This window comes from Flavobacterium faecale (assembly GCF_048320115.1).
Taxonomy (GTDB): Bacteria; Bacteroidota; Bacteroidia; order Flavobacteriales; family Flavobacteriaceae; genus Flavobacterium; species Flavobacterium faecale_A.
On record NZ_CP182943.1, the window covers coordinates 1,773,714 to 1,795,053 of the forward strand.

20 protein-coding genes and 2 pseudogenes are annotated in these 21,340 nt (G+C 34.2%); 12 read left to right on the forward strand and 10 right to left on the reverse strand.

Going from position 1 to position 21,340, the window contains the following annotated elements:
* Window positions 1-2 precede the first annotated feature (2 nt).
* Window positions 3-830, reverse strand: coding sequence for a mechanosensitive ion channel family protein (locus ACNH59_RS07445; RefSeq protein WP_418264784.1), 828 nt, complete (start codon window positions 828-830; stop codon window positions 3-5).
* A gap of 106 nt (window positions 831-936) precedes the next feature.
* On the reverse strand, window positions 937-1,830 hold the full coding sequence (locus ACNH59_RS07450; protein WP_418264785.1) for a NifU family protein: 894 nt from the start codon (window positions 1,828-1,830) through the stop codon (window positions 937-939).
* 148 nt (window positions 1,831-1,978) lie between these two features.
* Here ACNH59_RS07450 and ACNH59_RS07455 point away from each other — a divergent pair, with 148 nt between their 5' ends.
* Both ACNH59_RS07455 and ACNH59_RS07460 read left to right on the forward strand, forming a co-directional pair.
* On the forward strand, window positions 1,979-2,977 hold the full coding sequence (locus ACNH59_RS07455; RefSeq protein WP_418264786.1) for a type IX secretion system membrane protein PorP/SprF: 999 nt from the start codon (window positions 1,979-1,981) through the stop codon (window positions 2,975-2,977).
* Window positions 2,978-2,989: 12 nt separating this feature from the next.
* Window positions 2,990-3,505 (forward strand): gamma carbonic anhydrase family protein, encoded by a 516-nt coding sequence (locus tag ACNH59_RS07460; RefSeq protein WP_418264787.1) that lies wholly within the window; start codon window positions 2,990-2,992, stop codon window positions 3,503-3,505.
* Between the two features lie 128 nt (window positions 3,506-3,633).
* Here ACNH59_RS07460 and murI read toward each other — a convergent pair whose 3' ends face one another.
* From murI to ACNH59_RS07500, 8 genes are all read right to left on the reverse strand, one after another.
* Window positions 3,634-4,410, reverse strand: a complete 777-nt coding sequence (murI, locus tag ACNH59_RS07465; protein ID WP_418264788.1) for a glutamate racemase — start codon at window positions 4,408-4,410, stop codon at window positions 3,634-3,636.
* Window positions 4,411-4,518: 108 nt separating this feature from the next.
* Complete coding sequence (locus ACNH59_RS07470; protein WP_418264789.1) at window positions 4,519-5,019, reverse strand: OmpH family outer membrane protein; 501 nt, start codon at window positions 5,017-5,019, stop codon at window positions 4,519-4,521.
* Window positions 5,020-5,048: 29 nt separating this feature from the next.
* Entirely contained in the window at window positions 5,049-6,248 is a 1,200-nt protein-coding gene (locus ACNH59_RS07475) for an OmpH family outer membrane protein (protein ID WP_418264790.1), read from the reverse strand.
* A 28-nt stretch (window positions 6,249-6,276) separates the two neighbouring features.
* Window positions 6,277-9,042, reverse strand: coding sequence for a BamA/OMP85 family outer membrane protein (locus ACNH59_RS07480; RefSeq protein WP_418264791.1), 2,766 nt, complete (start codon window positions 9,040-9,042; stop codon window positions 6,277-6,279).
* Entirely contained in the window at window positions 8,975-9,715 is a 741-nt protein-coding gene (locus tag ACNH59_RS07485) for an isoprenyl transferase (protein ID WP_418264884.1), read from the reverse strand. Before ACNH59_RS07485 ends, ACNH59_RS07480 begins: the two co-directional genes overlap by 68 nt.
* Window positions 9,716-9,719: 4 nt before the next feature.
* A complete protein-coding gene (locus tag ACNH59_RS07490) occupies window positions 9,720-10,403 on the reverse strand; it encodes a DUF6089 family protein (RefSeq protein ID WP_418264792.1) in 684 nt (227 codons plus the stop codon).
* 177 nt (window positions 10,404-10,580) lie between these two features.
* Entirely contained in the window at window positions 10,581-11,465 is an 885-nt protein-coding gene (locus ACNH59_RS07495; protein WP_418264793.1) for an NAD kinase, read from the reverse strand.
* Between the two features lie 54 nt (window positions 11,466-11,519).
* On the reverse strand, window positions 11,520-12,176 hold the full coding sequence (locus ACNH59_RS07500; protein ID WP_418264794.1) for a CBS domain-containing protein: 657 nt from the start codon (window positions 12,174-12,176) through the stop codon (window positions 11,520-11,522).
* Between the two features lie 116 nt (window positions 12,177-12,292).
* Here ACNH59_RS07500 and ACNH59_RS07505 point away from each other — a divergent pair, with 116 nt between their 5' ends.
* The 10 genes and pseudogenes from ACNH59_RS07505 (at window position 12,293) to ACNH59_RS07550 (ending at window position 21,268) form a co-directional block, all read left to right on the forward strand.
* Entirely contained in the window at window positions 12,293-13,006 is a 714-nt protein-coding gene (locus ACNH59_RS07505) for a pyridoxine 5'-phosphate synthase (RefSeq protein ID WP_418264795.1), read from the forward strand.
* Window positions 13,007-13,084: 78 nt separating this feature from the next.
* A pseudogene (locus ACNH59_RS07510) lies at window positions 13,085-13,845 on the forward strand (alpha/beta fold hydrolase).
* A gap of 44 nt (window positions 13,846-13,889) precedes the next feature.
* Window positions 13,890-14,231 (forward strand): phage holin family protein, encoded by a 342-nt coding sequence (locus tag ACNH59_RS07515; RefSeq protein WP_418264796.1) that lies wholly within the window; start codon window positions 13,890-13,892, stop codon window positions 14,229-14,231.
* A 73-nt stretch (window positions 14,232-14,304) separates the two neighbouring features.
* The gene (locus ACNH59_RS07520) at window positions 14,305-14,679 is read left to right on the forward strand and encodes a hypothetical protein (RefSeq protein WP_418264797.1); all 375 of its coding nucleotides are present in this window, start codon (window positions 14,305-14,307) and stop codon (window positions 14,677-14,679) included.
* A 152-nt stretch (window positions 14,680-14,831) separates the two neighbouring features.
* A pseudogene (locus ACNH59_RS07525) lies at window positions 14,832-15,182 on the forward strand (heavy-metal-associated domain-containing protein); the annotation flags it as partial.
* A 36-nt stretch (window positions 15,183-15,218) separates the two neighbouring features.
* A complete protein-coding gene (locus ACNH59_RS07530) occupies window positions 15,219-15,425 on the forward strand; it encodes a heavy metal-binding domain-containing protein (RefSeq protein WP_418264798.1) in 207 nt (68 codons plus the stop codon).
* A gap of 6 nt (window positions 15,426-15,431) precedes the next feature.
* The gene (locus ACNH59_RS07535; RefSeq protein WP_418264799.1) at window positions 15,432-16,724 is read left to right on the forward strand and encodes an efflux RND transporter permease subunit; all 1,293 of its coding nucleotides are present in this window, start codon (window positions 15,432-15,434) and stop codon (window positions 16,722-16,724) included.
* A complete protein-coding gene (locus tag ACNH59_RS07540; RefSeq protein WP_418264800.1) occupies window positions 16,721-18,658 on the forward strand; it encodes an efflux RND transporter permease subunit in 1,938 nt (645 codons plus the stop codon). The genes ACNH59_RS07535 and ACNH59_RS07540 overlap by 4 nt, the downstream gene beginning before the upstream one ends.
* Entirely contained in the window at window positions 18,645-19,898 is a 1,254-nt protein-coding gene (locus ACNH59_RS07545) for a TolC family protein (RefSeq protein WP_418264801.1), read from the forward strand. Before ACNH59_RS07540 ends, ACNH59_RS07545 begins: the two co-directional genes overlap by 14 nt.
* Window positions 19,898-21,268, forward strand: coding sequence for an efflux RND transporter periplasmic adaptor subunit (locus tag ACNH59_RS07550; protein WP_418264802.1), 1,371 nt, complete (start codon window positions 19,898-19,900; stop codon window positions 21,266-21,268). Before ACNH59_RS07545 ends, ACNH59_RS07550 begins: the two co-directional genes overlap by 1 nt.
* Window positions 21,269-21,340 lie beyond the last annotated feature (72 nt).

A 21,340-nucleotide genomic window follows, 5' to 3' on the forward strand; every position in this document is an offset into this window, starting at 1 on the left:
AATTAATTCTTGTCGGCTGATTTTTCTTTTACAAAAGGTTGAATAGTGATTCCGGCTTTGTCAAATGCATTTTTACAACTTTCTAAGGTGTCTGTAAATACACTCCCATAATTTTCATTAGTAGCCCAAGGACGTACAGCTAGTTCTATGGCGCTGTCAGTTAGGTTTTTTACAAAAACATCTGGTTTAGGGTTTTGTAGTACTTTAGGGTTGTTGTTTAGTAAATCCAGTATGATGTCTTTAGCTTGTTTTATGTCGGAGTCATAAGAAATAGAAAAAGTGAGATCCGCTCTTCGATTACCTTTCATAGAATAATTAGTAATGATGCCGTTTGATAAAATTCCGTTGGGAATAAAAACGACTTGATTGTTTGCAGTGATTAATTTGGTTACAAAAATTTGAATTTCACTCACCGTTGCAATCATTCCCTGCGCTTCAATTAGATCGCCATCTTTAAAAGGTTTGAAAAGGATAATCAACATTCCTCCAGCAAAATTGGATAAAGATCCTTGCAGTGACAAACCTACGGCAAGTCCCATGGCTCCTAATATAGCTACAAATGAGGAAGTTTCGATGCCAAGTTTTGATATAAAGGTTACAAATAATAAAATGCGTAGTCCCCACAATAAAATATCTCCCAAAAATTGAGTTAAAGTAACTTCAAATTTTCTTTTTATCATTATTTTTCGAACCAATCTATTGATTACTCTAATAGCATAGAGTCCCACAATTAGGATCAAAAATGCCGAAATTAATTTAGGCGAATATGCAATGATTTCCTTGATTAAATTGTTGCTGTAATCGGCAATGTAATTTGGGTCTAGATTCATAATGGTAATAATAAAAAACCTTCTACTAGAGAAGGTTTTATGTTTGTAATACAAATGTATTAATTGATTTGTTTTCTATAAGTTAAATCTAAAGTATTCTTTAAGATTACACAGCTTCTACATTTATTTTTTCATCATTCAACATACTTTTTAGCATGTTTTCGATACCACTTTTTAGTGTGAAGGTAGAAGAGGGACAACCGTTACATGCTCCTTGTAAAATTACTTTAACCGTTCTGGTGTTTTCGTCAAAAGAGTCAAAAGCAATATTTCCACCGTCAGCAGCTACAGCTGGTCTAACAAATTCTTCAAGGATGTTGATGATTTTTTGTGAAGTTTCATCAAGTGAATCAAAATTAGCTTCTTTAGTTGCTTCGTCTTTTACTTCGTTTGGAATAAAATTTTCGTCCAAAACAATACCGCCATTTTCAATATATTGTTTGATAAAGGTTCTTAATTCTAAGGTGATTTCATCCCAACTGTTTAGGTCGTATTTTGTTACAGAAATGTAATTTTCATCAATAAATACTTCCTTTACAAAAGGGAATTTAAACAATTCCTTGGCTAATGGAGAAGCAGCGGTTTGGTCAATATTTTTAAATTCTACGGCGTTTTTAGTTAGCATTTTACTTACTACAAACTTTAGAGCTGCTGGATTTGGTGTCGTTTCACCATAAACAGTGATTGGTTGTTTTTTTGTTTTGTTTTCCTCAATGTTGATGATGATTCCTCCATTGCTAACAAAGTTTTCAATTTGTTCGGCAACTTCTTCTTTTACATCGCTCCATTCTACTATGCTGAATTTTTCAATTGCGACAAAATTTCCAGAAATGTAAACTGTTTTTACAAATGGAAGGTAGAATAATTGTTGTGCTAAAGGTGAAGCCTTAGCTTCGTCAATATTTTTGAATTCGAAACTTTCGTTTTTAGTGATAAAATCTTCAAATTCAAACTTTAATATAGTTGGGTTTTGCGTTTCTTTAATAAGAACTTTTGTCATGATTATTTAAATTTTTACAAATTTACTAAAGTTATTTTCTATGATTAACTATATTTGGTATATTAATAGATAAATTAACTTTATTTTAAATGTTTACTGTCTTTTTTTCGTCTTAAGTAGTTTTAAATTATCATTTTAAATATTTTCAATGTTTGTAAAATTTAAATTCCTATTCGTTTTTGTTTTCTTTGCGACTTATACTTTCGCTCAAGAAGGAGTAGCTGTGTATTCAGATTATTTGTCGGACAATTACTATCTGATACACCCTTCTATGGCGGGAGCGGCTAATTGTGCTAAAGTGAGATTAACCTCTAGAAAGCAATGGTTTGGTCAAGATGATGCTCCTCAATTAAGTACGTTGAGTTTTAATGGAAGAGTTAGCGAAAAAGCAGGTGCTGGTATTATATTGTTTAATGATGTAAATGGCTATCATTCTCAAAAAGGGGTAAAATTGAGTTACGCTTATCATTTGATGTTTTCAAGAGATGAAGTTGACTTGAATCAATTGTCGTTTGGTTTAAGTGCAGGTTTGATTCAGAGTCAGTTAGATGAAACGCAATTCAGGCAGTCGGGTAATTTTGATCCATTGGTAAACGGGACAATCGTACAAAAAGATTCATATCCTAATTTTGATGTTGGTGTTTCTTATAATTACTTAGATTTTTATGCACACGCAACGATTAAAAATCTCATGGAAACGAGAAGAGATATATATACAGAATTTGAGAGTGATAATTTAAGGAAATATCTTTTGAGTGTTGGGTATATTTTTGGGAACGAAGACGGGATTTTATGGGAGCCCTCAGTGCTTTTGCAATCTGTAAGTAGAACTCAAGAGCGAACTTTTGATTTGAACATTAAAGCCTATAAAGCTATGGATTTTGGAACCTTATGGGGGGGATTATCCTATCGAAGAAGTATTGATGGAGCGGAATATTCTAATGCGGGTGCTATTTCTACGCAACATTTGCAATACATTACGCCAATCGTTGGGTTGAATTATAACAATTTTATGTTTGCTTACACGTATTCTCATTTATCTGGGGCTGTTAAGTTTGATAATGGAGGATACCACCAAATTACTTTAGGTCTTAATTTATTTTGTAAAAGAGCTAAATACGAATGTAAATGTCCCGCAATTAACTAATCTGTATTTATTATGTTGATTAAATCTGTTAATGGTGTGAATCCACAAATTCCTGCTGACTGCTATGTGGCCGAAAACGCTACCATAGTTGGCGATGTTAGTTTTGGGGAATCCTGTAGTGTCTGGTTTAATGCAGTGATTCGTGGTGATGTAAATTTTATCAAAATAGGCAATAAAGTAAATATTCAAGATGGAGCAGTGATTCATTGTACGTATCAAAAACATCCCACTATTATTGGGAATAACGTTTCAATAGGTCATAATGCAATTGTTCATGGTTGCACCATTAAGGATAATGTTCTAATAGGTATGGGGGCCATTGTAATGGACAATTGTACGGTTGAAAGTCATTCCATAATTGCAGCAGGTGCAGTATTGACTCAAAATACTGTAGTGACCGCTGGTTCTATTTGGGCTGGTGTCCCTGCTAGAAAAGTAAAAGAGATAAGTCAATCAGAGTTTGCTGGCGAGATAGAACGCATAGCAAACAACTATGTGTTGTATTCCAGTTGGTTTAAAGAAGAGTAAATAAGTTACAAATTTATTCTTGCAAAGAAAGCCGTTTTGTAACTTTTACTAATGGGGACTCTTTTGTCTTTAATTTTTATTATAATTAAGGATTGACTTTATTTGCTCATATATAAGACATTAAGGTCTTAGAAATCTTTTTCAATAACTTCGTATTCATTTTTAAGTATTTCTTTCAATACTGTTGAGTCAGTATTGGTATAAAAAACAGGTTTACTATTTTTTAAATTGGTAAAACCAACTTCTTTATTGAGTAGGTTTTGTGTTTGTCTAGCAACAGCTTGTCCTGAGTCGATAATGTGAATGTGGTCAGGAAGTATCTTTTTTATTTGTGGAATGAGGTAGGGGTAGTGGCTGCAACCCAACACTAAATAGTCTATATCAGCTGCAATCATTGGTTGCAAATAGGAGTGAAGTAGTTCCGTCATTGCTGGGGAATTAATTTGTCCTTTTTCGATTAATTGTACTAGTCCATGCCCTACTTGTTCTAGTATTTTTGTAGTATGAAATTGTTCTGCTGTTTTGTTAAATAATTCACTAATCAGAGTTCCTTGAGTAGCTAATATGCCTATTTTTTGAGTTTTGGAATTTAAGGCTGCAGGCTTGATTGCTGGTTCGATTCCAATGAATGGAACCTCATATTTTGCCCTCAATTCTTTAATAGCATTTGTAGTTGCAGTATTGCAGGCAACAACAATTAGTTTGCAGTCCATTTGGAGCAACAAATCTGTGTTTTTCATGCATAAAGCAATGATTTCATTTTTAGATTTTTGTCCGTAAGGAGCATTTTTGCTATCGGCTAAATATATGGTTTGCTCGTCTGGTAGTAAATGATGAATTTCTCTCCATATAGAAGTTCCTCCAATGCCAGAATCGAATATGCCTATAGGTTTATTGTTGTTCATCAAAACAAAGTTAAGTGCTCTAGATTAATTTTCCTAAATAGTTTTCTAAAAAAAACGTTCTATTTTCACTGGGAAAATAGAACGTTTTGAGATTTTTTTAAGTGTTTTTTAGAAACCTAAATCTTTTTTTACATCAGCAGTTACATCTGGACCGTCTGCAAGTAAAAGTGTAGATCCGTCAAGGATGTATTGGTATCCTTTCGCTTTTCCTACCTTTTGGATAGAAGCTCTTACTTTTTCCATTAAAGGTTGTACAATGTCAGATTCTTTTTGTTGTAATTCTTTTTGAGCATTGTCTCTAAAGTCAACAATTCTTTTTTGCATGTCTTGCACCTCTTTAGAACGATCTCCATTCACAGCATCAGTTACGGTAGCTGATTCGGCTTCGTATTTTTTTAATTTTGATTGGTACTCTTCAACCATTTTCTTGTAATCGGCATCATAAGTACCACTTAATTTCTCAAGTTGTTTTTGTGCATCAAGCATTGCAGGCATTTTTGACATAATTTCACTTACATTCACATGAGCTGTTTTAGCTTGAGCATTGATTGTTTGGTTTGCTCCTAAAATAAATATTGCAGCAATTAATAAAGTTTTGATTTGTTTCATCGGTTTAAAAATATTAAGTAATTATATAGTTATTGTTTTAATTGTAATTCTCTTGCTTTTTTAATTGAATCTCGAACTTGGAGTGCTTTTTCTCTTTTTTCTTCCAATTCCTTTTTGCGTTCCTCAATTAGTTTTTTTCTGTCTTCTAATGCTTTTGCTCTTGGGTCAATTACTTCTTCTTTTGGCGCTTCTACTTTAGTTGCAGCAGCCTTAGTGACAGTTTTATTTGTTTCCGTTTTTGTCTCCTCTACTTTAGTAGGGGCAGAAATCGTGCCAGTTTTTTTGGCTTCCCTTTCTTCTAGTAATTCTGCTCTTTTAGCTTCGGCTTCTTTTTTTCTGTTTTCAACGGCTTGTTTGCGTTCTTCTAAGATTCTAGCTCTTTCTTCAGCTTGTTCTTGTTTTTTAGCTTCAATTTCTGCCGCTATGTCTTTCTTGTCTGAATTTGGTTTTGCTGTTGTTTCAGAGTTGTTTTCTTGTTTTTTAGCCTCTCTTTCTTCAAGCAGTCTGGCTCTTCTGTCTTCCGCCTCTTTTTTCTTTTGTTCAGCAGCTAGTTTTCGTTCTTCTAATATCCTGTCACGTTCTGCTTTTTTAGCTTCCAAGGCTTGTTGTCTTTCAGCTAATGCGGGGTTTACATCCACAGCATCTTCTTTCTTTTCTTTATCTAATTCTGCTTGAAGCTGTTTTTTAGATAACTGTTCTCTTTTGTTAGAACGATTTATGATGCGTAATACTAAGTCGCTGATGTCGTATCTTTTTGCTGCAAAAATCATTGTGAAATCGGATGTTTTGTCAAAAATGAAATCATATTTTTGTTGTTCTGCAATGTCTTGTATTGCAGTAAAAACTTGGTCTTGAATTGGTTTTATTAAGTCAGTTTTTTGAGTCGTTAAATTTCCGTTTGGACCAAAGCGTTGTTGCTGTAGATTCAATACTTCGTTTTCTAGAAATTTTATTTCAGTTTCTCTTTCCTCAATTAATCCTTTTGTAAGTAATGCTTTTTCAGCTTTTAGGGCTTCTTTTAATTTGTTTACGTCATTTTTTTTAAGCTCAATTTCTTGTTTCCATTTTTGGGCTTTTTGTTCTAGTTGTGTATTTGCATCAATATAATTAGGAACGTTTTGTAAAATATACTCCATATCGATAAAACCAATTTTAGTTCCTCGAGCTTGAGAATAAATGGTGCTGATATTCGCCAAAATTATAACTAAAACTAAAAAATATTTTCTCATAGCCTAAATGTTAGAAATGATAAGTTTTTTAAAATTGTTGTCCGATAATGAAATGCGTTTGCCATCCACTTTTATCCGTTTGACCCGTTGCTGCATCAAAACCATGTCCGAAATCAATACCTAATAATCCAAATGCTGGCATAAATACACGTAACCCTACACCTGCTGAGCGTTTTAAGTCAAATGGGTTGTAGGTGGTGAAACTTGAAAATGAATTACCAGCTTCCATAAAAGCAAGTGCGTAAATAGATGCCGCTGCTTTTAGAGTAATTGGATAACGCAATTCCATTGAGAACTTGTTGTAAATAGCTCCTCCAATTTGTTGTCCAAATCTACTATCGTTTGTATCTTCGATAATTGGAGTTAAAGAGTTGTTTTGATATCCTCTCAATTGAATAGTTTCTCTACCATCCATTGAAAAGTTAGCTAATCCATCTCCACCAACATAAAATCTTTCAAAAGGAATTACCCCTCGATCTTGATTGTATGCGCCTAAGAAACCAAATTCACTCAAAGTTCTGAGTACTAATTTACCATAAATTTTGGTGTACCAATCTGCTTTGAATTTAATTTTGTAGTATTCTAACCAATTAAATCTCTTTTGATCCACTTTTGAAGGATCTGCAGCCGCATCGGTATAGTCAGAAACTTTATTTGGTGTAGGATTTGCTGTAGTAGGAATGGCTTCTACATAATCTCCAGGGTTAACTATTTCTCCATTTGTACCTTCATACGCTGTTCCATTGTAGATGTATTTATTTTCTTTTTTATCGCCTAATGTAGCATAGTCAATACCGTTTAACAAGGAGTAGGGTAAAGTGAATTTACCAGTTAAGCTGAATTCTGAGCCATAAGTTGGGAATATTGGATTAACTCCTTTGTTGTTACGAGTAATTCCAATGGTGTAAGCCACGTTTCTTGAAGTCCCATCTCCAAAGGTAAATAATCCAGTATTGTAATTATTTAAGTCATAATGTTGGTAACTTAAACTTTGTGACAATACGAAGAAGTCGTCAGGCACTGTTAATCGTTTTGCAAGACCTACAGATAGTGTCAAGATATTAAAACTTTTACTTTTATCTACGCCTGATGCAGAAAGGAAGTTCGTTAAGAACTGCTTACTGTATGATAATGATGTGCTAAATTGAACTGGTTTTTTTTGTCCGAACCAAGGTTCTGAAAAAGATAAACTATAGGTCTGGAAATAGGTACTAGCTTGTAATCTTAAAGATACCTTTTGTCCGTCACCCATTGGTAATGGTTTGTATGCTTCTTTGTTTCCTAAGTTTCTAGCTGAGAAGTTATTGAATGATAGTCCTAATGTTCCGATGAATCCACCACCACCATAACCTCCTTGGAGTTCGATTTGGCTAGATCCTTTTTCGACTAAATTGTATTCAATATCTACTGTACCTGCACCTGCATCAACATTTTTAAATTTAGGGTCAATAGCTTCAGGGTCAAAGAACCCTAATTGTCCAATCTCACGAATGGTTCTTACTAATAGTTCTTTACTGTATTTTTCTCCTGGTTTGGTTCTTAGTTCTCTGTAAATGACGCGGTCATTCGTTTTGTCATTTCCTACTACTGTGATTTTATTGAAATACGCTAATGGACCTTCTGTAATTCTAATTTCAAAATCAATACTGTCATTAGCTGTTCTTACTTCTACGGCATTGATGTTAGAGAATAAATAACCGTTGTTTTGGTACAAATTAGTTATGTCTTCTCCGTCAGGTTTTGTTTTGTCTGCAATTCTTTTTTCAAGAAGTACACCATTATAAGTTTCTCCTTTTTTAACACCTACAATTCGGCTTAAAAAATGATCTGGATAAACTGTGTTTCCAAGGAATTTAATGTTTCCAAAGTAGTACTTGTTTCCTTCTTCAACATTAATTTTAATAGATAAAGCGTTTTTTTCTTTGTTGTAAGTGACCGTGTCTGATACAATTCTAGCATCTCTGTATCCTTTTTCTTTATAGGAAGCAATCACTTTTTCTAAATCTTCTTTGTATTTAGATTTTATGAATTTTGAGGCTTTGAAAATACGAATAGGATTTTTTTGTTTAGTATCTTTCATCGCTTTACGCAATGTTTTGTCTGATAACTTAGTGTTTCCTATAAAGTCAATTTCGTGAATTTTTATTTTCTCCCCTTTGTCAATAGCAACTACCATATTTACTTGGTTTAAAGCAGTAGTATCTACAACGGTATTGATGTTTACTTTAGTGTTAAAGTAACCGTCTTTTTTGTATTTATTTTCAATGTAATTTTTGGTAGTTGTAATTAAGTTTTCGTTAACTACTTTTCCTTGTGTAAGTCCATTATCCTTAATAAGTGCATCGACTTTGCTTTTCTTTATGCCAGTAAATTTTACCTCATTTAATTTGGGTAATTCTTTAATGTCTAAATCTAGATAAATGCTGTCTCCTTCAATTTTATTAATGTAAAAGGAAATTTCATCAAAAAGCCCTAACTTTCCTAGTTTTTTGATGGCGCTACTGATTTCTTCTCCAGGAACAGTGATGGTTTGCCCTTTTTCAAGACCAGCAAATGTGACAACAGTTTGATCGTTGAAACTTATTTTATTGGTAAGCGAAACTTTTGCAATGATATATTTTTTACCATTATCAAAATCGGCTCTCTTTTGTGCTTTGATTTGTGAAAAACTTATCAAAATTAAAAAGGTTAATACTGCTTTTATGTTTTTATTTAACACTAAAAAATTATTTAATTTGTTCACTTGTTTTTCCAAATCTGCGTTCTCTTTTTTGATAACTAATGATAGCCTCATATAAATCTTGTTCTTTAAAGTCAGGCCATAAAATATCAGTAAAGTATAATTCTGCATAGGCAATTTGCCATAATAAGAAATTACTCACCCTGTGTTCTCCGCTAGTACGAATTAATAAATCTACATCAGGTAAATTATGCGTGTAAAGATGCTTATTAATAATCGAATCGTCAATAGCGTCAATTGAAATTATATTATTTTTAACTTTATCACTAATGGTTTTAATGGCTGTGACAATTTCTTCTCTAGCGCCATAACTTAGTGCTAAAGTAAGTGTCATTTTAGTATTGTTTTTGGTTTTTTCTTTTACAGCATTCAATTCAGCTTGGACTGAGTTTGGAAGTTTGTCAAAGCTTCCAATAGTATTTAATCGAATTTTTTTATCTTCTAGTGTAGCTAATTCTTTTCTTAGTTGTTTTACTAATATCTTCATTAGGGTGTCTACTTCTAGTTTAGGTCGATTCCAATTTTCTGTAGAAAAAGCGTATAAAGTTAAGTTTTGAACTCCTAATTCAATGCAAGAGCGAATGATTTCTTTAACAGATTCACTGCCTCTTTCGTGTCCTAGAGCTCTTAATAAGCCTTGTTTTTTAGCCCAACGTCCGTTTCCATCCATGATGATGGCTATGTGTTCTGGTAGTCGGTTTTTATCTATATTATCTCGTAAATTCATTTTCTTATTCTGCACAATAGCAAGGTTTTTCGCCAAAGGTATAGGTTAGTGTTACCCCTGAAAAAACATACCAATCATTATTATTTATATTCCCAAATTTTAGTTGACTTAAGTTTTGATTTTTAGGTAAGCTACCGTCCAAATCATCTGCATATGTATATCTTGCTCCAACTTCTAATCCAATTATAAAGCTTCGGCTCAACTTTGATTTTATTCCTACTGTCATCGGAATGGCAATAGTGCCACGTCTTGAATCTTCTCTCGCTTCTCCACCGCTAAAAAACAGGCTGCTATAACGTGTATAGCTCAATCCACTGTATATATATGGTGTTGTTTTGTTCCCTAATTGATGAAGGTTGAAATCGAAAAAATTAAATTCAAGGCCTAAAGATACTTCTTTTAAGTTATTTTCAAAATGATATCCTCTCAGGTTTCTGCTGGCTTCATTTGAATCTAGGTCATTTGAGGTGATATTAGACTGTGTGTAACTAATTCTATAACTATGTCTAGGACTTTTGTTCCATTTGTAAATCAAGCCTAAAGCTAATTCGTTTGGGGAAACGTAGGTGGTTGGGCCTAGGTCACCAATATAATTACTACCTCCAAGAAAAACACCTACTTCGTGAATCTGCGAGTACATGGTAGAACTTAATAAGAAGTAAATGAATATGCTTATTTTTTTCGTCATTTTTAATTGAAAATAGCCTGCAAATATAATAATTATCAATGCTAATCAAGATTGAATATGATAATTGTCGTTAATATTTGGTTATTAGGCGTTTTTAAATGTTTTCTATTACTTTATTAATAGAATAAAAACGAAAAACTACTGGGATTCGTATACTGTATTCTGAAATTGGTATGGTTAATTTCTTTTGTCTTCGCCCCATAATAATTTGGAACGTAAAGTTTTTAAGAAAGTTTCCTCAGGGATTTCAATCATATTGATTTGAAAAGGAGTCTTTTTTATTGTTAAAATGGACTCGTTTCCTACTGATGTAATTCTGGAATCTAGTGATACTAGGTAATTTTCTTCTCTACCAGATACTTTTAAGCGAATTTCAGTATCATCCGGAATTACTAATGGTCTTGCGTTAAGGTTGTGAGGAGAAATAGGTGTAATTACGAGACTTGTGGTGTCAGGAGTCAAAATAGGCCCTCCACAGCTTAAAGAATAACCTGTAGAGCCTGTTGGAGTTGAGATGATTAATCCATCAGCCCAATAAGAATTCAAATACTCCCCGTTTAGATAAGTATCTATAGTGATCATCGAGGTGGTGTCTTTACGACTGACAGATACTTCATTCATAGCAAAATTAATGTCTTGTAAGCTTTCGTTTGTTGGAATACAAGACAAGCTCAATAGTGTTCTTTTCGAGAGGCTGTGTTTATTGTCGATTACAATTTGTAAAAATTCGCTAATATTTTCTTTTTGAACAGTCGCCAAGAATCCTAATCTTCCAGCATTGATACCTAAGATTGGTACACCAGAATCTCTAATGTAAGTTGCTGCTCTTAAAATAGTACCGTCTCCGCCAATGCTTACAAACATGTAGAAACTGGAATCAATTTCAGAATGAGTTGAAAAAGTTTTGTATTCTGATGAAATTATATTTTCTGCTAACAGAATCTGATAGTAGGTAGCTTCAATTACTAATTCAATGTTGTTTGTAGTGAAGTATTCTAAAATCTCTACAATGATTGGCTCAGTGCTATCTTGATAATATTGACCGTAAATGGCTATTTTCATTCTTTTTGATGTCGTTTAGTAATTCTCATTTGTCGTTTGTTGTCTAAACGATAATTAAATATTTAGATATTTGTCTAAATAGTCGGAACGTTCTTTTAGGTTGTTGATGTAGTTGTCTTCATGATGTTCTGAAGTGATCTCGTAATTGTATCTTCTAAAGGACTGTACAATTTCATTAATAGCTCCAAGACTAATTTTTAATGTAATTTCTACGGTGCTTACATCCGCTTCAGAAATAAATAAACCTAGTAATTTCCCATTATTACTTTCTACAATTTGGGTAATTTGGCTCATAGAATAATCTAGTACACCTTTTTTTATTTTGATGACTCTTCCTGGCTCTTTTAAGAAAGGAGTTTGATGAAAAAAAGTCATGATTTCTTCTATCTCGTAATAGCCCACATATTTATTTTCTTCGTCTAGAACTGGGATTAAATTGCTGTGATTTTTAGCAAAAATCTCTAGAACTTCAAGCCAAATAGCATTAGTTCTAGTGAAAAAAGTTTCTAAGGTATATTTGTAATCAATTACTCTTTTGTCGTCGTCAAAAGTTTCAATGTCATCAGAGGCAATGCTGCCTATATAGATGCCTTCTTCCACAACAGGAAAATGTGAGAAATGCAATTCCGCAAAAAAGTCCTTGACAGTCCCTATAGTTTCCTGACAGTCAATCGCTTTGTGGTCGTTGGTTATGTAGTCTGTAATTTCCATCGTAATAATTCTCAAATTTTATGCAAAATAATCAAAAAAAGACAAAATCACCTACCTTTTACTTCGTATTTTTGCTGCAATTATTGCGTATTAATTGATAAACAAAAAGTATTCCAATGACAAAGTTAAGTGTAAATATTAATAAAATTGCAACTTTGCGTAATGCACGTGGTGGGAATGTGCCTGATTTGCTAAAAGTGGCCACTGATATTCAAAAATTTGGAGGTCAAGGAATCACCATTCATCCCCGTCCTGACGAGCGTCACATCCGTTATCAAGATGCTCGAGATTTAAAAGCAATCGTGCATACGGAATATAATATTGAAGGAAATCCACAACATAATTTTATAGATTTGGTTTTGGAGTGTCAACCGGATCAAGTTACTTTAGTGCCTGATGCGATTGGAGCTATTACTTCGTCTGCAGGTTGGGATACAGTGAAAAATCAAGCTTATTTGACAGAGATGATTCAAGAGTTTCAACGCCATAACATTCGTACCTCAATTTTTGTCGATCCACAATTGGATATGATTGAAGGAGCCAAAAAAACTGGTACAGACCGCATTGAATTGTATACTGAGGCTTTTGCGCACCAATACAGTTTAGGAAATGAAAATGGGATAGACCCCTACATCAAAGCAGCTGAACTGGCAAACGAACTTGGTTTAGGTATCAATGCAGGGCACGATTTAAGCTTGGATAATATTCAGTTTTTTAAACAAAATATTCCAGGATTATTGGAGGTTTCCATCGGTCACGCCTTAATTGCCGAAGCCTTGTATTTAGGACTTGACAATGTGGTCAATATGTATTTGCAAAAATTAAAGTAGTCTTATAAATAAACCATTTTGAGTTTTTAGATTGCAATTTTATAATCTAAAATCCTTAATCTAAAATCCTTAATTTAAATGCTATACTCAAAAATAGAAGGAGAAGGAAAACCACTTTTAATTCTACACGGATTTTTAGGAATGTCTGATAACTGGAAAACATTAGGAACGCAATTTGCTGCCGATGGTTATCAAGTTCATATGTTAGACATGCGCAATCACGGACGCAGTTTGCAGTCCGAGGATTTTAGCTATGAGTTCATGGCGCAAGATATCTATGATTATTGTCAAGGAAATAATTTGACAGAAGTTGATATTATTGGTCATTCAATGGGGGGAAAACAGCAATGCTTTTTGCTACTACTTATCCTGAAAAGGTTAATAAGTTAATCGTAGCAGACATTGGCCCTAAATTTTATCCACAGCACCACCAAACAATTTTGGCTGGATTAAATGCTGTAGATTTTTCAAAAAAACCAAGTCGTAGCGAAGTCGAAGAAATCATTGGGAATTTTATCACCGATTTTGGAACCCGTCAATTCTTGATGAAAAGTTTGTATTGGAAAGAGCCGGGGCAATTAGCATTCCGTTTTAATTTGGCTGTTTTCAATGAAAAGATTAGCGAAATAGGAGTAGCGTTACCTGATGAAGCCCTTTTTGAGAAACCAACACTTTTTATAAGAGGAGGAAATTCTAATTATATTTTGGATAACGATATTGAAAATATCAATGTGCATTTTCCTCAAATGCAATTAGAAACCATTCCTAACGCAGGACATTGGCTTCATGCAGAAAATCCTAAAATGTTTTACGAATTTGCCAGTTCGTTTTTTAACTGAGCAAGGCAGTCAGAAAAGAATTATCTTTGTAAATAAAAATTGATATGAAATTATTATTCAGAATGCTTATTACTGCTGTTTTGGTAGTAATCTTATCACATGTGATGAAAGGGGTGCATATTGCTGGTTTTACGACAGCATTAATCGTGGCTTTTGTTTTGAGTTTGTTAAATACATTTATCAAGCCACTTATTTTAATTTTCACACTTCCTATTACCTTACTAACACTAGGGTTGTTTTTACTAGTAATTAATGCCATAATCATTTTATTGTGCTCTGCTATAGTAGGCGGTTTTGCAGTGGATGGTTTTTTTGTAGCCTTATTATTTAGCGTAATTTTGTCTGTTTCACAGTCAATTATGTTTGCTGTTTTGGGTAAAAACTAGTAATGTTTTAACAGATATTTTTAAGTTAAAACAAAAATGTTTTGTTAATTTTGTTTCAAACACTGGTTTTTCAATGAAAAAAATCCACATCTATATTATACTGTTATTAGGCGTCTTTTTGATGCCTAATGCTGTTTTGGCTTGTGGAAAATCAAATGATTCAAATGGAAGTTGTTCAATGGAAATGACCTCTAAGTCGGATTCAAAGAAAAGTTGTTGCGGAACGAAATCGTGTTCTAAAAATGAAAAACAAAAATCTTGTGACGGGAAATGTGGACATTCTTTATGTACTACCAGTTCCGTTAGTTTGAGTTATTTGATGAATTCAAGTTTTGAAGCACTTATTAATGTTTTTGATTTTTCCATCGAAAAACAAAAATTCTATCCATCAGTTACTTTTACGTCTGATGGTTACTCTTCTATTTGGCTTATCCCTAAAATAGGCTAAAAACTAGTCTTGACAGCCCTAATTATGTCAAGTTTCTAAGTCGTTGAGACTTTATAATCACTTTTTTTCGGTTAATAAATTGTTTGTTACTAGCGATGTCTAGTAATAGATGCTTTTGACCATTTATTCAATTTTTTTAAAAAAACAACAAAATGAAATCACTTATAAATAATGTGATGGCAATGTTTCTATTGCTATCAGTGACTTTTGCAAGCGCGCAAATAAAAAATGCTAAAACCGAAACCGTTAAAGTTTACGGAAACTGCGGTATGTGTAAAAGAACAATCGAAAAAGCTGCTACTGTCAAAGGAGTGGCAACGGTCAACTGGGATGTTGATACTAAAATGGCAACACTTAGTTATGATTCTACCAAAACCAACCAAGACGAAATTCTAAAGAGAATTGCAGCTTCGGGTTATGATAGCGATAAGTTTCCAGCATCTAATACTGCATACAATCAATTGCCAAAATGTTGCCAATATGATAGAGCAGTAAAAACGAAAAAGGCTAATTAAGATAAATCTATAAAATTATACAAAATGAAAAATATCATAAAAATACTAGTAGTCGTAGCCCTTTTCTCTTTTGCTTCATGTAAAGAAAATAAGACTGAAATTAAATCAATGGATAGCACTAAAAATACCAATGAACAATTGTATTTCTGCCCAATGCATCCAGAGGTGACAGGTAAGCAAGGGGAAGATTGTTTAGAATGTGGGATGAAATTAACTGAGGAAGTTAAATAAGATGAAATGGTAGAAAAATTAATAACATTTTCACTCAAAAACCGCTTGGTAGTATTGCTGGTGTCAGCAGTGTTGTTAGGATGGGGAGTGTATAGTGTGCAGCAAAATCCTATTGATGCAATTCCTGATTTGTCTGAAAACCAAATTATTGTTTTTACAGAATGGATGGGGAGAAGTCCTCAGGTTATTGAGGACCAAGTTACTTATCCGTTGGTGTCCAATTTACAAGGAATTCCAAAGATTAAGAACATCCGAGCGTCTTCGATGTTTGGGATGAGTTTTGTGTACATCATTTTTGAGGATGACGTAGATGCGTATTGGGCTAGAACTCGTGTTTTGGAACGACTCAATTATGCGCAACGGTTATTGCCTCAAAATGTAGTGCCTACTTTGGGACCTGATGGAACCGGAGTAGGACATATCTTTTGGTATCATCTTGATGCAAAAGGAATGGATTTGGGTGAACAACGTGCCTTGCAAGATTGGTATATCAAATTTGCTTTGCAAACTGTGCCAGGAGTGGCGGAGGTAGCTTCTTTTGGCGGTTTCGAAAAACAATACCAATTGGTTCTTGATCCTTTAAAAATGCAATACTACAATGTGAGTATCATGGAAGTTATGGACGCAGTAAAGTCGTCAAATAATGATGTGGGTGGACGAAAATTTGAAATGAGTGATATGGCCTATGTAATACGAGGCTTGGGGTATTTGAAAAACACTGCGGATATCGAACAAATTGCTATCAAAAACTACAATTCGGTTCCGGTAATAGTCAAAGATATTGGTACGGTACAAATGGGCGGTGATTTGCGTTTGGGGATTTTTGATGCTGATGGAAACGGCGAAGTCGTAGGGGGTATCGTAGTGATGCGATACGGCGAAAATGCTAACGAAGTAATTGATGCTCTTAAATTAAAAATGAAAGAAGTAGCCAAAGGATTGCCTCCTGGAGTGACTTTTAAGACTTCTTATGATAGAAGTGAATTGATTAAAAATGCAATAGAGTCTGTAAAAGGAACTTTAATCGAAGAGATGATTGCAGTTTCGATTGTAATTCTGCTTTTCCTTTTTCATTGGCGCAGTGCCTTGATTATTTTAATTCAGTTGCCTATATCGGTTGCCATTGGATTTATTCTGTTGGAAGCTTTTGGGATTTCCTCCAATATTATGTCGCTTACCGGAATTGCATTGGCGATTGGAGTAGTAGTCGATGACGGAATTGTAATGGTCGAAAATGCTTATCGAACCATTTCTGAAAAGCAAGAAGAAGTATCCGAAAATCAAGAAGAAGCATCATGAAAAAAATAATTCAAAAAATATTCAAAAAAGAACAGGATCCACTGTCTGCCGAAGAAAGAATGAAATTGATTTCTTCCTCTTCTAAACTCGTTGGTCCAGGCGTTTTTTATTCGACCTTAATTGTAATTGCGTCTTTTTTACCTGTTTTTCTATTAACAGGAATGGAAGGGAAGTTGTTTAGTCCTTTGGCTTGGACCAAATCATTTATCTTAATTGTTGATGCTTTTTTAGCGATTACCTTAACGCCAGTGTTAATTAGTTATCTGTTAAAAGGAAAATTAAGACCCGAAAATAAGAACCCAATCAATAGAAAGTTAGAAAGTGTTTATACGCCTATTTTGACTTTTTGCTTGAAATGGCGTAAAACTATTTTGGGGATCAATATGGTGGCTTTGTTGATTGGATTGATGATGTATGGTAGATTGGGATCTGAGTTTATGCCGCCTCTGGATGAAGGCTCGGTTTTGTTTATGCCTGTAACTTTACCCGATGTTTCCAATTCGGAAGTAAAAAGAATTTTGCAAGTCCAAGACAAATTGATTAAATCGATTCCCGAAGTTTCCCATGTTTTAGGGAAAGCGGGTCGTGCCAATACAGCTACAGACAATAGCCCGATTAGTATGATTGAAACCATTGTTTTGTTGAAGCCACAAAACGAATGGCGTGATGGAAAAACCAAAAATGATATTATTACTGAAATCAATACCAAACTACAAATACCTGGTGTAACCAATGGTTTTACCCAACCTATTATCAACCGAATTAATATGTTGGCAACGGGTATTCGTACCGATGTGGGCGTCAAAATCTACGGAGCGAGTTTAGATACCATTAATGTATTGGCACAAAAAATAAAGCAAACTCTAGAAGGAACATCAGGAGTAAAAGATTTATATGCTGAACCTATTACGGGTGGAAAATATATTGACATCGTAGCCAAACGGGAAGCTATCGGAAGGTATGGGCTTTCAGTTGATGATGTTAATTCAGTAGTGGAAACTGCTATTGGAGGAATGACTTTGACCACCACTATCGAAGGACGCCAACGATTTTCGGTTAATGCACGGTACGCACAAGAATACCGTAACAGTATAGAAGCACTTAAAAAGTTACAGGTACAAACCATGGATTTTGGTCCTATTCCTTTAGAAGCGGTTGCCGATATAAAAATTAGCGATGGTCCACCGATGATTAATAGCGAAAATGCGATGTTAAGAGGAAGTGTACTTTTTAATGTTCGAGATCGAGATCTAGGCAGTACGGTCAAAGAAGCGCAAGAAAAATTAAACGCTATGATGTCGCAAATGCCCAAAGGCTATTATCTAGAATGGAGTGGGCAATGGGAAAACCAACTAAGAGCCAATAAAACCTTAGCCCTGATTTTGCCTATTGTAATCGTGATTATATTCTTGATTTTATTTTTCACCTATCATTCGTTAAAAGAAGCTTTGATAACCATGATTACCGTTCCTTTTGCCTTGATTGGCGGAATCTTTATGGTTTATTTCTACGGTATCAATGTGTCTGTTGCTGTTGCAGTTGGTTTTATCGCTCTTTTTGGAATGGCGATTGAAACAGCGATGTTGATGACCATTTACCTTAACGAAGCGATGAATAAAATGGTAACCAAACTCGGAAATAGTGCTGAAACACTTAACGAATCCATTATTAGAGACTACGTTATTGAAGGTTCAGCTAAAAGATTGCGTCCTAAATTGATGACTGTATCAGTCTCTTTGTTTGGTTTAGTTCCCATTCTTTGGTCTACAGGAACGGGAGCCGATGTGATGATTCCAATCACTGTTCCATTGATTGGAGGAACGATAACCTCAGTGATTTATGTATTATTTGTAACCCCAATTGTTTTTGAAATGACAAAGCTTCATGAATTAAAAACAAAAGGAAAAATTGAATTGATAGATGTTAAAGAATAAATATATACTCGTACTCAGTGGTTTGTTATTAATGATTACTCAAGGGTTTTCACAAACGCTGTCTTTGGATGCAGTTTTGATTGCCATCAAAAACAATAATCCACAATTAAAGATGTATGATGCGGATATCCAAAGTATGGATGCTACTGCCGTGGGAGCCAAAAGTTGGATGGCACCGCAAGTCAGTACAGGCTTTTTTATGACACCATATAATACTGAAATGTGGAAAGGGGATGAAATGGGGCCGGGAATGGGAATGTATATGATTGGAGTCAGTCAGATGTTTCCAAATGGGTCAAAATTAAAAGCCGATTCGGATTATATGAACGCCATGTCTTCCGTTGAAAAGGAGAATAAAAATTATACGTTGAACCAGCTTAACGCTATTGCGAAGACAAATTACTATCAAGGATTGGTATTAGAAAAAAAATTGAAAGTAGCCAAAGAGAATTTGTCGCTTTTGAATTATATGATTAAAAGTATGGAAATTCGTTACCAATACAATATGGATAAGCTGCCTACTTACTATAAAGCCAAATCACAATGGAGTGTTTTAGAAAGTATGATTGTTATGTTGCAAAATGAAAGTAATCAAAAAAGAATTGTGCTCAATACCTTGATGACTAGGGATAAAAATACAGCTTTCGATTTGGATATGAACTATCAGTTGAAGGAGTATGATGGGATTCAAAAAGATACGGCTAGCTTGTCTGAAAACCGTTCAGATTTAAAAGCCATTGAAAAAACGATGAAATTAAACCAACTGAAGGTGGCGATTGAAAAAGCTAAACTAGCACCCGAATTTGGTGTTAAATACGATCATATGTTTATGCTTGGTCAGCCACAACAACTTTTTTCATTAATGGGAATGGTGACTATTCCGATGCCTTGGTCCACGAAGATGAACAAAGCAACTATCGAAAGTTTAAAAATCAAAAACGAAAGTCTCGCTTGGCAAAAGCAGATGATTTTGAATGAAGCGACTGGAATGATTTCGGCTATGAATACGGAATTAATCAATTTGAACAAGCAATACGAAATTGCAGAGAAAAGTATTATCCCCGCTTTAAAACGAAATTATGACACTTCTGTTTTGGCTTGGCAAAATAATACAGGAGATTTGTTTGCCGTACTTGACGCTTGGGAGGCTTTGAATATGGCACAATTGGATGCGTTGGATAAGTTACAAGCTATTTTAACTACGCAGGTAGAAATTGAAAAACAACTAGAAAACAACTAATGATGAACAAGAAATTAAAATATAGTTTGTGGTTTTTAGGGTTCTTGTTGGTGGGAATTAGTCTTTTTATGGTCAATAAGAAAATTTCATTTTCTAATGCAGAGACCGTTTATACCTGTCCTATGCCTCAGGATTCTGTTTTTAGTGACAAACCTGGAGATTGCCCGAAATGTGGAATGAAATTAATTCCAGTTGTAAATGAACCAAAAGAAGAAACTACAGCATCAGCTGCTATTTACACCTGTTCGATGCATCCTGAAATTGAGCAACACGAGCCTGGAAATTGTCCCATTTGCGGTATGACATTGGTTCAAAAAATTACAGTTGCCAAAATAAGCGAAAATCATTCTATCGATTACTTATTGCAAAATACTAATGAATTTGTGGTAGGAGATTATCCTGTGATTCATCCAAAAGATTCTGCTTTGAGTACCCAAATTAAAGTACCAGGAATTGTGATGTATGATCCCAACGCTACAGTAAGTATAGCTGCAAGAATCGGTGGGCGAATCGAAAAAATGTATGTGAATTATAAATTTCAAAAAGTTGTCAAAGGACAAAAACTTTTTGATATCTACAGTCCAGAATTGGCCACAGCCCAACAAAATTTCATTTATGTATTGACAAATGATGCCCAGAATCATTCGATTATAAAAGCTTCTCGACAAAAATTAGCGCTTTACGGAATGACGCTCGCACAGATTAACGCTTTGGCTACAGCCAAAAAAGTAAATCCTGTAGTTACGATTTATAGTCCTGAAAATGGTTTGGTACAAGGGGCAGAGGAAATGATAGAGAATAGTTCTGCTAAAATGAATGCTTCAGCGACAACTACTTCCCCATTGCCCATTAAAGAAGGGGATTATATTCAGAAAAACCAACAAGTTTTTAAGTTGGTGAATACGACCAAAGTTTGGGGTGTTTTTAATGTGGGACAAAGTCAAAGTAGTTTGGTCAAAGTCAATCAGTCCATTCGAATCAAAACCGAATTAGATGATACTGAAATTGTCGCTAAAGTAAATTTTGTCGAAACACAGTTAAATCCTTCCGAAAGAACCAATAGAATCCGAGTGTATTTGAATAATGAAAACGGACGATTGCCTGTTGGTTTGCGATTGGAAGGGCGAATTGAGACCCATTCGATAAAAGGAATTTGGCTTCCAAAACAAGCATTGGTTTCTGTGGGAACTAAAAAAGTAGCCTTTGTAAAAACACCAAAAGGTTACCAAGCCCATTCCATTAATACTGGAATTGAATTAGCTGATTTTATCCAAATTATTGATGGAATTACGATTCAAGATGAGGTGATTGAAAATGCACAATATTTGATGGATAGTGAAGCTTTTATTAAAACGGCAAAAACGCACTAAAAGAATTCTAGTGATGATTTTAAAAATTAAACCATTAAGAAATTAAGGTACATTTAGTCTAGCTTCTTAATC